The 12,778-nt window shown below is 62.2% G+C and carries 13 protein-coding genes; 10 read left to right on the forward strand and 3 right to left on the reverse strand.

The window, feature by feature from the left end; all coding sequences use genetic code 11:
• Positions 1-149 precede the first annotated feature (149 nt).
• On the forward strand, positions 150-917 hold the full coding sequence (locus OEG79_RS04315) for an FCD domain-containing protein (protein ID WP_264147595.1): 768 nt from the start codon (positions 150-152) through the stop codon (positions 915-917).
• Between the two features lie 31 nt (positions 918-948).
• Here the strand turns inward: OEG79_RS04315 and smpB are convergent, their stop codons facing one another.
• Positions 949-1,431, reverse strand: a complete 483-nt coding sequence (gene smpB, locus OEG79_RS04320; RefSeq protein WP_264147596.1) for an SsrA-binding protein SmpB — start codon at positions 1,429-1,431, stop codon at positions 949-951.
• A gap of 127 nt (positions 1,432-1,558) precedes the next feature.
• Between smpB and OEG79_RS04325 the strand changes: the two genes are divergently transcribed.
• From OEG79_RS04325 to OEG79_RS04335, 3 genes are read left to right on the forward strand one after another with little or no spacing between them, the layout of a single operon-like run.
• On the forward strand, positions 1,559-2,962 hold the full coding sequence (locus OEG79_RS04325) for a sodium-dependent transporter (RefSeq protein WP_264147597.1): 1,404 nt from the start codon (positions 1,559-1,561) through the stop codon (positions 2,960-2,962).
• Positions 2,963-3,397: a type II toxin-antitoxin system RatA family toxin gene (locus tag OEG79_RS04330; protein ID WP_264147598.1), complete on the forward strand. Its 435-nt coding sequence runs from the start codon at positions 2,963-2,965 to the stop codon at positions 3,395-3,397. It begins immediately after the preceding gene.
• Entirely contained in the window at positions 3,390-3,707 is a 318-nt protein-coding gene (locus OEG79_RS04335) for an RnfH family protein (protein WP_264147599.1), read from the forward strand. Before OEG79_RS04330 ends, OEG79_RS04335 begins: the two co-directional genes overlap by 8 nt.
• A 72-nt stretch (positions 3,708-3,779) precedes the next feature.
• On the opposite strand, the gene OEG79_RS04340 is transcribed toward OEG79_RS04335, so the two are convergent.
• Positions 3,780-4,298 carry an outer membrane protein assembly factor BamE gene (locus tag OEG79_RS04340; RefSeq protein ID WP_264147600.1) on the reverse strand — a complete coding sequence of 173 codons (519 nt, stop codon included), beginning with the start codon at positions 4,296-4,298 and terminating at the stop codon, positions 3,780-3,782.
• A 94-nt stretch (positions 4,299-4,392) separates the two neighbouring features.
• Here OEG79_RS04340 and fur point away from each other — a divergent pair, with 94 nt between their 5' ends.
• On the forward strand, positions 4,393-4,797 hold the full coding sequence (gene fur, locus OEG79_RS04345; RefSeq protein WP_264147601.1) for a ferric iron uptake transcriptional regulator: 405 nt from the start codon (positions 4,393-4,395) through the stop codon (positions 4,795-4,797).
• 100 nt (positions 4,798-4,897) lie between these two features.
• Here fur and recN read toward each other — a convergent pair whose 3' ends face one another.
• Positions 4,898-6,574 (reverse strand): DNA repair protein RecN, encoded by a 1,677-nt coding sequence (gene recN, locus OEG79_RS04350; protein WP_264147602.1) that lies wholly within the window; start codon positions 6,572-6,574, stop codon positions 4,898-4,900.
• Positions 6,575-6,732: 158 nt separating this feature from the next.
• Here recN and grpE point away from each other — a divergent pair, with 158 nt between their 5' ends.
• From grpE to carA, 5 genes are all read left to right on the forward strand, one after another.
• Entirely contained in the window at positions 6,733-7,302 is a 570-nt protein-coding gene (gene grpE / locus OEG79_RS04355) for a nucleotide exchange factor GrpE (RefSeq protein ID WP_264147603.1), read from the forward strand.
• Positions 7,303-7,401: 99 nt separating this feature from the next.
• Entirely contained in the window at positions 7,402-9,318 is a 1,917-nt protein-coding gene (gene dnaK / locus OEG79_RS04360; RefSeq protein ID WP_264147604.1) for a molecular chaperone DnaK, read from the forward strand.
• A gap of 135 nt (positions 9,319-9,453) precedes the next feature.
• Complete coding sequence (gene dnaJ, locus OEG79_RS04365; protein WP_264147605.1) at positions 9,454-10,581, forward strand: molecular chaperone DnaJ; 1,128 nt, start codon at positions 9,454-9,456, stop codon at positions 10,579-10,581.
• A gap of 46 nt (positions 10,582-10,627) precedes the next feature.
• Positions 10,628-11,431 carry a 4-hydroxy-tetrahydrodipicolinate reductase gene (gene dapB, locus OEG79_RS04370; protein ID WP_264147606.1) on the forward strand — a complete coding sequence of 268 codons (804 nt, stop codon included), beginning with the start codon at positions 10,628-10,630 and terminating at the stop codon, positions 11,429-11,431.
• 189 nt (positions 11,432-11,620) lie between these two features.
• Positions 11,621-12,769, forward strand: coding sequence for a glutamine-hydrolyzing carbamoyl-phosphate synthase small subunit (carA, locus tag OEG79_RS04375; protein WP_264147607.1), 1,149 nt, complete (start codon positions 11,621-11,623; stop codon positions 12,767-12,769).
• Positions 12,770-12,778: the final 9 nt, after the last annotated feature.

Here is a 12,778-nt window from a genome sequence, read left to right on the forward strand (position 1 = left end):
GCGGGCTCAGGTTAAAAGTTGCTCAGTAGGCTGTCAAATCGAGATGCTAAGACTTTGGTCGTATAGTGCCGGCTTGTTCAGTCAGAGAGGGCGCTATAGGCTTGCGCGATGAATCTTTGGGCCTGGTCAAACCAATGGAGAGGCGGCTGATGGAAGTAGGTCTGGTGCGGCAGCGTCGTCTCTCGGATGACATCGTCGCGCAACTGGAAACCATGATTCTCGAGGGCACCTTGCGTGCCGGTGAGAGGCTACCCGCCGAGCGGGCGCTGGCGGAGCAGTTCGGTGTTTCCCGTCCGTCCCTTCGTGAAGCCATCCAGAAACTGGTGGCCAAGGGGCTGCTGATCAGCCGCCAGGGTGGCGGCAACTATGTGGCCGAAACACTTGGCTCGACCTTCAGTGACCCGTTGCTGCAGTTGCTGGAGAACAAGGAGGATGCGCAGCGCGATCTGCTGGAGTTTCGCCATACGCTGGAAGGCTCCTGCGCCTACTACGCGGCCCGGCGCGCGACCGAAATCGACCGGCAGCGCCTGACCGAAGCGTTCGAGGCCCTGCAGGATTGCTATGCGCGGGCCGGCAAGGTGACGCGCGCGGAGGAGGGCGCAGCCGATGCACGCTTCCATCTGGCGATCGCAGAGGCCAGCCACAATGCCGTGCTGCTGCACACCATTCGCGGCCTCTTCGACCTGCTCAAGCGCAACGTGGTGACCAACATCGGCGGCATGTATGCCCAGCGTGAAGAGACGCGCGACATGCTGATCCGTCAGCACCGCGCGCTCTACGAGGCGATCATCGAGGGGCGTGCCGAGGACGCCCGCGAGTTGTCCCAGCAGCACATCGACTACGTGCAGGAAGTGCTCTCGGAAGTACAGCTGGAAGCGCAGCGGCTGGCCCGGGCTCAACGCCGGCAGAGTCTTTGAGCGGAGCCGGGCGTCTGCCGCCGGTGTGGCGTCAGTCGTCCTTGCCCTTGCTGCGCATGGCGCGCTGCACTTCGCGGTTGGCGTCGCGCTCTTTTTCGACGTGACGCTTGTCGAAGTCCTTCTTGCCCTTGGCCAGGGCGATCTCGCACTTGACCAGGTGCTGCTTCCAGTACAGCGACAACGCCACGCAGGTATACCCCTTCTGCTGCACGGCGCCGAACAGCTTGTCCAGCTCTCGCCGGTTCAGCAGCAGCTTGCGTGTACGGGTCGGGTCGGCGATGACGTGGGTGCTGGCGGTCTTCAACGGGGTGATATGCGCCCCCATCAGCCAGGCCTCGCCGTCCTTGAGCAGCACGTAGCTGTCGACCAGTTGGGCCTTGCCGGCGCGCAGGCTCTTAACTTCCCAGCCGGCCAGGGCGACGCCCGCCTCGAACTTCTGTTCGACGAAGTAATCGTGCAGCGCTTTTTTGTTCAGCGCGATGGTGCCTTGAGGATGTTTCTTTTGCTTAGCCATAGGGCGCGCATTATAGGGAGTCGCCCGCGTCGGCGCCATGGGGCGTTGCCGAGCCGAACTTGAGCCCATGCCGTTAATCTCCGACAATGCGCGATCTTTTTTCCCGCAGTTCGGGGTCTTGGCCGCAATGGCGAGCGACAAAGTTTCAATTCACGGTGCCTGGGCCAGTCGCTGGGTGTTCATTCTGGCAGCCACCGGTTCTGCAGTAGGGCTCGGCAACATCTGGAAGTTCCCGTACATGACGGGGGTCTACGGCGGCGGTGCATTCGTCGTGATGTACCTGTTCTGTATTGCCCTGGTGGGGCTGCCGATCATGCTGGCGGAGACCCTGATCGGGCGTCGCGGCCGGCAGAGCCCGGTCAACGCGATGAGGAGTCTGGCGATCGAAGCCGGCGCCTCCAGGCACTGGTCGCTGGCTGCACTGGTGGGGATGGTTGCTGCTCTGCTGATCCTGTCCTTTTACAGTGTGGTGGCCGGCTGGTCGCTTGAGTACATCCTTGGCATGGGGCGTGGCGATTTTGCCGGTGTCAGTGCCGATGGAGCCGGCGCGGCGTTTGGCGGGCTGACCTCCGACCCGTGGCGCCTGACCCTGTGGCACAGCCTGTTCATGCTGGGCACCGCATTCGTCATTGCCAAGGGTGTGGTGGCCGGGCTGGAGCGCAGTCTGCGCATCATGATGCCGCTGTTGTTCGCGCTGCTGCTGGTATTGCTGGGCTACAGCTTTACCACCGGGCATTTCCGAGAAGGTTTCGACTTCCTCTTCCATTTCGATCCGAGCAAGGTGCAGGACGGCATTCTCGCGGCGATGGGGCATGCCTTCTTTACCCTGAGTGTCGGGGTCGGCGCGATCATGGTCTACGGGGCTTATATGCCGAAGAAGGCTTCGATTGGTGCCACGGTCCTGACGGTCGGGCTGCTGGACACGCTGGTAGCGCTGACTGCCGGTCTGGCGCTGTTCCCCATCGTGTTTGCGGCTGGTCTGGAGCCCGGGGGCGGCCCGGGGTTGATGTTCGTCACGCTGCCGATCGCCTTCGGCAATATCGCCTTCGGTCAGGTGATGGGGCTGATCTTCTTCGTGCTGGTCGCCATCGCTGCCTGGAGTTCGTCGATCTCCATGCTCGAACCCGCCGTCGCCTACTTCGTCGAGAAGACCGGGCGCAGTCGTACCCAGGTAACCGCCGTGCTGACACTGTTCTGCTGGCTGGTCGGTATGGGGACGGTGCTGTCGTTCAATCTCTGGGCGCAGGCCAAGTTCTTCGTTCTCGCCGATGACGGCTTCCACCTGCTGCAGTGGGGCGCCGAGGGTGGCAAGACCTTCTTCGACAGCATCGATTACCTCACCAGCCGCATTATGCTGCCGTTGGGCGGGTTGTCCTTCGCCCTGTTCGCCGGCTGGGTGCTGAGTCGCGAGGTCGTGCGCGAAGAGTTGGCCTTCAGGAGCCCGCTGCTGTTCAATCTGTCTCTCTGGCTGATTCGCGTCGTGGCGCCAATCGGCGTGCTGATCGTGTTTATCGCGGAGCTGAGCAAGTAAATGACTACTCGAATCCAGCGCTCGGCGTTGCTGCCTTATCCGGCGCAGGCGCTGTATGACCTCGTTAACGATGTGGCCAGCTACCCGCAGTTTCTGCCCTGGTGCAGTGCCAGTGAAGTGCTGGAAGTCAGCGAGACGCACATGCTGGCCAGTCTCGAAGTGGCCAAGGGTGGCATCGGCCAGCGCTTCGTCACGCGCAACGCGTTGCTGCCCACGCAGCGAATCGAAATGAATCTGCAGGAGGGGCCGTTCACCAGCCTCAACGGTGTCTGGGAGTTCAAGGCGCTGGGCGAAAAGGCCTGCAAGATCAGCCTGGATTTGACCTTCGACTATGCCGGGCCGCTGGTACGCGCCACGCTGGGGCCCTTGTTCAACCAGGCGGCCAACACCATGGTCGATGCCTTCTGTCAGCGAGCCAAGCAACTGTATGGATAAGCCGAGCATCGCCATCGAAGTGGTCTATGCCCTCGCCGAGCGGCAGAAGCTCCTGCGTCTGTCGGTGCCGGTCGGCACCACGGTGCGCGAGGCGGCATTGCGCTCGGGTATGCAGCAGTTCTTTCCGGAGCTCGATCTGAATCACGCGCCGCTGGGCATTTTCGGCAAGGCGGTGAGCAAGCCGGAAGAGCGTGTGCTGGAGGAGGGCGAACGGGTCGAGATCTATCGCCCGCTGATTGCCGACCCGAAAGAAGTACGCAAGCAGCGCGCTGCCAAGGCCAAGGCACGAGAGGGCGAAGAGTCGGGCTGATTGCTGCAGGCTCTCGACAGAGCGCAGATATGAAAAAGCCCGGAGTGATCCGGGCTTTTTAGTGTCCGCTTGTTACTGCGGATCGATGTCCAGTGGCTCGGGGGTCGGAACCGGAACGGTCTCGACCTGATCCACTTCGCGCTGAATCTGCTCCAGCAGCGAACCGGGAGCCGGCGGAGTCTCGGTCTGCGGTTTGGCTTGCGGTTGTGCGCTGGTGGTGTCGCTGCCTTCACCCATGATCGCCTGATCGCGGCTGACGCCGGGCATGAAGTCGCCGGCCAGACCGACCAGTTGGTCGCTGCCGTTGAACACCAGGCTCACACGCTCCTGCAGACGCTGACCGCCGCCTGGCTGGATGCTGTACAGGTAGTCCCAGCGATCGGCGTGGAAGGTGTCGGTGATCAGCGGGTTGCCCATGATAAACCGCACCTGGCGCCGGGTCATTCCGGGGCGCAGCTGGTCTATCATGTCCTGTGTCACGACATTGCCCTGTTGAATGTCGATCTTGTAAACCCCGGGGAATGAACAACCGGCGAGTGCGAAGAGCCCGGTCAGAGACAGGCTGGTCAGCAAGAGCTTGGTTTTTTGCATCGGAGGGTGACTTCCACTATCTTGGGCAACTTGAACCCCTGATCATACCCGTATTGAAGGGTGCTGCGAAGCAGCATCCATGAGAAAGCAGACCATGGTTGAAAATAACGAACTGCGCAAAGCTGGATTGAAGGTGACTCTGCCGCGAGTCAAGATCCTGCAGATGCTGGATAACGCCGAGCACCGCCACATGAGCGCGGAAGATGTGTACAAGGCGCTGATGGAAGCGGGTGAAGACGTTGGCCTGGCTACCGTATATCGCGTGCTGACCCAGTTCGAGGCTGCCGGTCTGGTGGTGCGCCACAATTTCGATGGTGGTCATGCCGTATTCGAGTTGGCCGACAGCGGCCATCACGACCATATGGTCTGTGTCGATACCGGTGAGGTGATCGAGTTCTTCGACTCCGAAATCGAGAAGCGCCAGAAGGAAATCGTCCAGGAACACGGCTTCGAGTTGGTCGATCACAATCTGGTTCTGTATGTGCGCAAGAAGAGCTGATTCTTCTGCGCAATAAAAAAGGCGACCCTGAGGTCGCCTTTTTTATTTGGTCATGGCCGGCGAGCCTGACTCTATCCGGGGGCAGCCTGGCTGCGTGGCTTCAGGCGGCCTGCGCACTGGTAACCATCTTGCGCGCATGGGCCAGCGATTCTTCGGTCAGATCGACGCCACCAAGCATGCGCGCGATCTCCTCGACACGGCCTTTTTCGTCCAGTTTGCTCACGGCTGTGGAGGTTGCATCCTCGCCGCGCCGCTTGTGCACGAACAGATGCTGATGCCCCTGCGCGGCCACCTGCGGCAGATGGGTCACGCACAGCACCTGGCCGCGTTCGCCAAGGCGGCGCAGCAGCTGGCCGACCACTTCCGCCGTCGGACCGCCGATGCCGACATCCACTTCGTCGAATACCAGGGTCGGCACGCGCGAGGTCTGCGCAGTGATCACCTGGATCGCCAAGCTGATGCGCGACAGCTCACCGCCCGAGGCCACCTTGGCCAGCCCGCGCAGCGGCTGACCGGGGTTGGCGCTGACCAGAAACTCTACCGACTCCAGGCCGTTGGCATGCGGTTCTGCACTGCTTATGGCCTGCAACTGGATGCTGAAACGCCCGCCGGGCATGCCCAGTGCCTGCATTTCCTGCTCCACGGCCGCGGCCAAACGTTCGGCGGCATTGGCGCGCAGTGCGCTGAGTTCGGCAGCCTTTTCCTGATAGTGGCGCTCGTAGGCGGCCAGTTCCTCGGCCAGACGTTCGCTGGCCTGGTCGTCGGCATTCAGGCCTTCGAGTTCTTCGAACAGTTGCTGTTGCAGGGCAGCCAGTTCGGAGGGCTGGATGCGGTGCTTGCGTGCCAGGGTATAGATGGTGTCCAGGCGTTCTTCAAGAAACTGCTGACGCTCCGGATCGGCGTCGAAGTGATCGACGAAGCGGTTCAGTTCGCCAACGGCTTCCTCGACCTGAATCTGTGCGCTGGCCAGCAGATTGCTCGCTTCGCCGAGGGCGCCGCCCTGGCCGCCGAAGGCGCCCAGGCGGTTGAGGCTGGCGGTCAGCGCCGACAATACGTTGCCGGCATCGCTCTCGCTGCACAGATCGAGCACCTGGCGGCAGGCGCCGAGCAGTGCTTCGGCATTGCTCAGAGCCTTGTGTTCCTGCTCCAGCTGTTCCAGCTCGTTGTCGCCGAGGGCGAGATTTTCCAGTTCTTCCAGCTGATAGCTGAGTAACTGGTGACGGGCGCGCTGCTCGTCGCCCTGGCTGGAAATGCGCTCCAGCTCGGCGCGTGTCTGTTTCCAGCGCTGCGCGGCGAGCTGCACCTGACGCGCCAGTTCCTGGCTGCCGGCGTACTCGTCGAGCAGGCGGCGATGGGTGTCGGTCTTGAGCAGTGACTGGTGTTCATGCTGGCTGTGAATATCGATGATCAGCTCGCCAATGGCCTTGAGGTCGGCCTGCGGGCAGGGGCTGCCATTGATATAGCCACGGGAGCGGCCCTCGGCGGTGATCACCCGGCGCAGGATGCATGGGCCGTCGTTGTCCAGATCGCGCTCGGCAAGCCAGGCGCGGGCTTCGGGAATGTCCGCCAGGTCGAAGCTGGCGAGGATATCCGCCTTGTCGGCGCCGGGGCGCACCACGCCGCTGTCGGCACGATCACCCAGGCACAGGCCAAGGGCGTCGAGCATGATCGACTTGCCGGCGCCGGTTTCGCCGCTGATGGCGCTCATGCCGGCATCCAGCTCGAGGTCCAGGTGGTCGACGATGGCGTAGTTGTGAATGGACAGGTGCACCAGCATGGCGAACGCTCCCGAGTTGATGTCTGGTTATTTATACAGTGTTTTTTCTTTTCCTGGCAATCCTCGTCTATCGCCCCTTGAAACCTGTGGAATTGACTCCATATAGGCGGCAGGTGCGCGGGCTGGAGCCGCGCTGATTGATTCGAGAGGAGATAGGCATGGCTGACGAACAGAACCTGGACACGCAGAACCCCGAACCTCAGGCGGCCGAGAACGCCGCGCCGAGCGATGACCTGGCGGCTCGCGTACAGGCCCTGGAAGAGCAGCTGGCTGCGGCGCAGGATCAGTCGCTGCGCGTTGCTGCCGAACTGCAGAATGTGCGCCGTCGCGCCGAGCAGGACGTGGAGAAGGCGCACAAGTTCGCGCTGGAAAAATTCGCCAATGACCTGCTGCCCGTCGTCGACAGCCTGGAGCGTGGTCTGGAGCTGTCCAGCCCGGACGACGAAGCCATCAAGGCTGTGCGTGAGGGCATGCAGCTGACCCTCAAGCTGTTCCTCGACACCCTGGCGCGTCACCAGCTGGAAGCGATCGACCCGCATGGTGCTCCGTTCAACCCGGAACATCACCAGGCCATGGCGATGGAAGAGAGCACCAACGTCGAACCGAACTCGGTGCTCAAGGTATTCCAGAAGGGTTATCTGCTTAACGGTCGCCTGCTGCGCCCGGCCATGGTCGTGGTCAGCAAGGCACCGACCACACCGCCGCCTTCGATCGACGAGCAGGCTTGAAATTTCCGGGGGCGACCCCATTTTTGAGTCAAGCGTTTTAGTGCTGCCGGAGCCCGTGAAACGAGGCGACGGATAAATCAAAGTTTCGGGAGAATTTTCATGGGTAAAATCATCGGTATCGACCTGGGGACCACCAACTCCTGCGTCTCCATTCTGGAAAACGGCAACGTCAAGGTGCTGGAGAACGCTGAAGGCGCTCGCACCACGCCGTCCATCATCGCTTACGCCAACGACGGCGAAATCCTGGTTGGCCAGTCGGCCAAGCGCCAGGCAGTGACCAACCCGCACAACACCCTGTACGCGGTTAAGCGTCTGATCGGTCGTCGTTTCGACGAAGACGTGGTGCAGAAGGACATCGGCCTGGTGCCGTACAAGATCGCCAAGGCCGACAACGGCGACGCCTGGGTCGAAGTCAACGGCCAGAAGATGGCACCGCCGCAGATCAGCGCCGAAGTGCTGAAGAAGATGAAGAAGACCGCCGAGGACTACCTGGGCGAGCCTGTGACCGAAGCGGTGATCACCGTTCCGGCCTACTTCAACGACAGCCAGCGCCAGGCCACCAAGGACGCTGGCCGTATCGCCGGTCTGGACGTCAAGCGCATCATCAACGAGCCGACCGCGGCTGCGCTGGCTTATGGTATGGACAAGGCCAAGGGCGACCACACCGTGATCGTCTATGACCTGGGCGGCGGTACCTTCGACGTGTCGGTGATCGAAATCGCCGAAGTCGACGGCGAGCACCAGTTCGAAGTACTGGCCACCAACGGTGACACCTTCCTCGGTGGTGAGGATTTCGACATTCGCCTGATCGACTACCTCGTCGACGAATTCAAGAAAGAAACCGGCATGAACCTCAAGGGCGACCCGCTGGCCATGCAGCGCCTGAAGGAAGCTGCCGAGAAGGCCAAGATCGAGCTGTCCTCGAGCCAGCAGACCGACGTCAACCTGCCGTACATCACCGCAGATGCCAGCGGTCCGAAGCACCTGAACGTTAAGATCTCCCGTTCCAAGCTGGAATCGCTGGTCGAGGATCTGGTGCAGCGCACCATCGAGCCCTGCAAGACTGCTCTGAAGGACGCCGGTATCGACGTCAGCAAGATCGACGACGTGATCCTGGTTGGTGGTCAGACCCGTATGCCGCTGGTGCAGAAGACCGTTGCCGAGTTCTTCGGCAAGGAGCCGCGCAAGGACGTCAACCCGGACGAAGCCGTGGCCATGGGCGCTGCCATTCAGGGTGCGGTACTGGCCGGTGACGTCAAGGACGTGCTGCTGCTGGACGTTTCCCCGCTGACCCTGGGTATCGAGACCATGGGCGGCGTGATGACTCCGCTGATCGAGAAGAACACCACCATCCCGACCAAGAAGTCGCAGGTGTTCTCGACTGCTGACGACAACCAGAGCGCCGTGACCATTCACGTGCTGCAGGGTGAGCGCAAGCAGGCCTCGCAGAACAAGTCGCTGGGCAAGTTCGATCTGGCCGAGATTCCACCGGCTCCGCGTGGCGTGCCGCAGATCGAAGTGACCTTCGATATCGACGCCAACGGTATCCTGCACGTGTCCGCCAAGGACAAGGCCACCGGCAAGCAGCAGTCCATCGTGATCAAGGCCAACTCCGGTCTGTCCGAGGAAGAGATCGAGCAAATGGTGCGTGACGCCGAGGCCAACGCCGAGGAGGACCGCAAGTTCGAAGAGCTGGCCACTGCCCGCAACCAGGGCGATCAGCTGGTGCATGCCACCCGCAAGATGCTCACCGAGGCGGGCGACAAGGCCACTGCCGACGAGAAGGCGGCCATCGAGAAGGCCATTGGCGAGCTGGAAGTTGCCGTGAAGGGCGACGACAAGGCGGCCATCGAGGCCAAGATGAACGCCCTGTCCGAGGCCACCACGCCGCTGGCGCAGAAAATGTACGCCGAACAGCCGCAAGGTGGTGCTGCCCAGGCTGATGCCGGTGACACCAAGGATGCCGGTGACGACGTGGTCGACGCTGAGTTCGAAGAGGTCAAGGAGAACAAGTAAGGGATGCGGCCTGCTCAGCGGGCCGCTTCTTCTTTACGCTCCACCGTCGCTCGCGACGGGCAGGATTCGCCGCGCGGGAGCCTTCTCCCGCGTCGGCGTATCTGGAGCTCACGAATCTGAGAGTGCAGCACAACTATGGCAAAACGTGACTATTACGAGATCCTGGGGGTCGAGCGCGGCGCGAGCGAGGCCGAGCTGAAGAAGGCCTATCGGCGCCTGGCGATGAAATATCACCCGGACCGCAACCCGGACGACAAAGACGCCGAAGAGAAATTCAAGGAGGCCAACGAGGCCTACGAAGTACTCTCCGACGCCAGCAAGCGTTCGGCCTATGACCAGTACGGCCATGCCGGGGTCGATCCGCAGATGGGCGGCGGCGGTGGTGCCGGGTTCGGTGGCGCCAACTTCTCCGACATCTTCGGTGATGTGTTCAGCGACTTCTTCGGCGGTGGTCGTGGCGGTTCGCGTGGTGGTGCACAGCGTGGCAGTGACCTGCGCTACACCCTCGAGCTGGACCTGGAAGAAGCGGTGCGTGGTACCACCGTGACCATTCGCGTACCGACCCTGGTCGGTTGCAAGACCTGTGATGGCAGCGGTGCCAAGAAAGGCACCAGTCCGGTGACCTGTACCACTTGCGGTGGTATTGGCCAGGTGCGCATGCAGCAGGGCTTCTTCTCCGTGCAGCAGACCTGCCCGCGCTGCCATGGCAGCGGCAAGATGATCACCGACCCCTGTGGCAGCTGTCACGGCCAGGGGCGCGTGGAAGAGAGCAAGACGCTGTCGGTCAAGGTGCCGCCTGGTGTCGACACCGGTGATCGCATTCGCCTGTCCGGCGAGGGCGAGGCCGGCACGCACGGCGGCCCGGCCGGTGACCTCTATGTGGTGGTCAACGTCCGTGAACATGCGATCTTCCAGCGTGATGGCAAGCATCTGTACTGCGAAGTGCCGATCAGCTTCGCCGATGCTGCGCTGGGGGGCGAACTGGAAGTGCCGACCCTCGATGGTCGGGTCAAGCTGAAGATTCCGGAAGGCACCCAGACCGGCAAGCTGTTCCGTCTGCGTGGCAAGGGCGTGGCCCCGGTGCGCGGTGGTGCGGCTGGCGACCTGATGTGCCGGGTGGCGGTGGAAACGCCGGTCAACCTGAACAAGCGTCAGCGCGAACTGCTCGACGAGTTCCGCAAGTCGCTGCAGGGTGACGACTCGCACTCGCCCAAGGCCAGCGGCTGGTTCGAAGGTGTGAAGCGCTTCTTCGGCGACGTTTAACCCAAAGCGCCCCGGTAGTGCCGGGGCGACAGCTTGGAGCTGATGTATGCAACGTATTGCAGTGATGGGCGCCGCCGGGCGTATGGGCAAGACCCTGATCGAGGCCGTGAGCCAGGCCGAGGGTGCGACGCTCAGTGCCGCCATCGACCGTGCCGACAGTAGCCTGATCGGCGCCGATGCCGGTGAGCTGGTCGGTCTGGGTCGGATCGGCGTGACCCTGGTGGGGGATCTGGCGGCGGTCGTCGATGATTTCGACGTTCTGATCGACTTCACCCATCCCTCGGTGACGCTGAAGAATCTGGAAGTTTGCCGTCAGGCGGGCAAGGCCATGGTCATCGGTACCACCGGTTTCACTCCCGAGGAAAAGCAGCAGCTGAGCGAAGCGGCCAGGCAGATCCCCATCGTCTTTGCCGCCAATTTCAGCGTAGGTGTCAATCTGTGCCTGAAATTGCTGGATACCGCTGCCCGCGTGCTGGGTGACGACGTGGATATCGAGATCATCGAGGCGCACCACCGGCACAAGGTCGATGCGCCGTCCGGCACTGCGCTGCGCATGGGTGAAGTGGTGGCCGAGGCGCTGGGGCGTGACCTGCAGAAGGTCGCCGTGTATGGTCGTGAAGGTCAGACCGGTGCGCGTGAGCGCGAGACCATCGGTTTTGCCACCGTGCGTGCCGGCGACGTGGTGGGTGATCACACCGTGCTGTTCGCCGCCGATGGCGAGCGCGTGGAGATCACTCACAAGGCCTCGAGCCGCATGACCTTTGCCAAGGGGGCGGTGCGCTCTGCGCTGTGGTTGCAGCAGCGTTCGCCTGCGCTGTACGACATGCAGGACGTGCTGGGTCTGCGTTGACGCGAATGTGCGACTGAGGCGTCTAATCGGGTGGACCGAAAAAGGGTTTTCCTGTAACCTTCCTGTTTTAGTGTGTCCACTAAAAGTTACGCAGAATGGCTCAAATAAAAAAGCGGGATGACCTTCACACGTCATCCCGCTTTTTTACAACCTGCGTTTGCTTCAAGCCTGATCGAGACGGAGGTCTTCTTGACTAAGCCAGCCCCCAAACCTGCCATTTTAGCCCTTGCTGACGGCAGCATCTTTCGCGGCGATTCCATTGGGGCCGATGGCCAGACCATCGGTGAGGTGGTGTTCAACACCGCCATGACCGGCTATCAGGAAATCCTCACCGATCCTTCCTATGCCCAGCAGATCGTTACCCTGACCTATCCGCACATCGGCAACACCGGTACCACGCCGGAAGATGCCGAGTCCAACCGCGTATGGGCTGCTGGTCTGATCATCCGCGACCTGCCGCTGATCTCCAGCAACTGGCGTGACAAGCAGCCGCTGGACGAGTATCTGAAGGAGAACGGCACCGTCGCCATCGCCGGCATCGATACCCGTCGCCTGACCCGCATCCTGCGTGAGAAGGGCTCGCAGAACGGCTGCATTCTGGTCGGCGATGACGCCACCGAAGAAAAGGCGCTGGAACTGGCGCGCAGCTTCCCCGGCTTGAAAGGCATGGACCTGGCCAAGGAAGTCACCTGCGACAAGCCTTACGAGTGGCGCTCCAGCGTGTGGAATCTGGAAAGCGACAGTCACCCGGAAATCGCCGCTGCCGATCTGCCGTATCACGTCGTCGCCTACGACTACGGCGTGAAGCTGAACATCCTGCGCATGCTGGTGGCCCGCGGTTGCCGCCTGACCGTGGTGCCGGCGCAGACTCCGGCCAGTGAAGTGCTGGCGTTGAATCCCGATGGCGTATTCCTCTCCAACGGCCCTGGTGACCCCGAGCCGTGCGACTATGCGATCAAGGCGATCAAGGAAATCCTGGAAACCGACATCCCGGTATTCGGCATCTGCCTCGGTCACCAGTTGCTGGCCCTGGCCTCCGGCGCCAAGACCCTGAAGATGGGTCACGGTCACCACGGTGCCAACCACCCGGTACAGGATCTCGATACCGGCGTGGTGATGATCACCAGCCAGAACCACGGTTTCGCCGTGGACGAGAACAGCCTGCCGAGCAACCTGCGTCCGATCCACAAGTCGCTGTTCGACGGCACCCTGCAGGGCATCGAACGTACCGACAAGGATGCCTTCAGCTTCCAGGGGCATCCCGAGGCGAGCCCGGGGCCGCACGATGTGGCCCCGCTGTTCGACCGCTTCATCGAAGCCATGGCCAAGCGCCGCTAAGCCTCGCCG

This window comes from Pseudomonas sp. Z8(2022) (assembly GCF_025837155.1).
Lineage (GTDB): Bacteria > Pseudomonadota > Gammaproteobacteria > Pseudomonadales > Pseudomonadaceae > Aquipseudomonas.

Excerpts from the sequence above, each read along its gene's own strand:
- OEG79_RS04315 (WP_264147595.1), top strand. The coding sequence starts at position 150 with ATGGAAGTAGGTCTGGTGCGGCAGCGTCGTCTCTCGGATGACATCGTC.
- smpB (WP_264147596.1), bottom strand. The coding sequence starts at position 1,431 with ATGGCTAAGCAAAAGAAACATCCTCAAGGCACCATCGCGCTGAACAAA.
- OEG79_RS04325 (WP_264147597.1), top strand. The coding sequence starts at position 1,559 with ATGGCGAGCGACAAAGTTTCAATTCACGGTGCCTGGGCCAGTCGCTGG.
- OEG79_RS04330 (WP_264147598.1), top strand. The coding sequence starts at position 2,963 with ATGACTACTCGAATCCAGCGCTCGGCGTTGCTGCCTTATCCGGCGCAG.
- OEG79_RS04335 (WP_264147599.1), top strand. The coding sequence starts at position 3,390 with ATGGATAAGCCGAGCATCGCCATCGAAGTGGTCTATGCCCTCGCCGAG.
- OEG79_RS04340 (WP_264147600.1), bottom strand. The coding sequence starts at position 4,298 with ATGCAAAAAACCAAGCTCTTGCTGACCAGCCTGTCTCTGACCGGGCTC.
- fur (WP_264147601.1), top strand. The coding sequence starts at position 4,393 with ATGGTTGAAAATAACGAACTGCGCAAAGCTGGATTGAAGGTGACTCTG.
- recN (WP_264147602.1), bottom strand. The coding sequence starts at position 6,574 with ATGCTGGTGCACCTGTCCATTCACAACTACGCCATCGTCGACCACCTG.
- grpE (WP_264147603.1), top strand. The coding sequence starts at position 6,733 with ATGGCTGACGAACAGAACCTGGACACGCAGAACCCCGAACCTCAGGCG.
- dnaK (WP_264147604.1), top strand. The coding sequence starts at position 7,402 with ATGGGTAAAATCATCGGTATCGACCTGGGGACCACCAACTCCTGCGTC.
- dnaJ (WP_264147605.1), top strand. The coding sequence starts at position 9,454 with ATGGCAAAACGTGACTATTACGAGATCCTGGGGGTCGAGCGCGGCGCG.
- dapB (WP_264147606.1), top strand. The coding sequence starts at position 10,628 with ATGCAACGTATTGCAGTGATGGGCGCCGCCGGGCGTATGGGCAAGACC.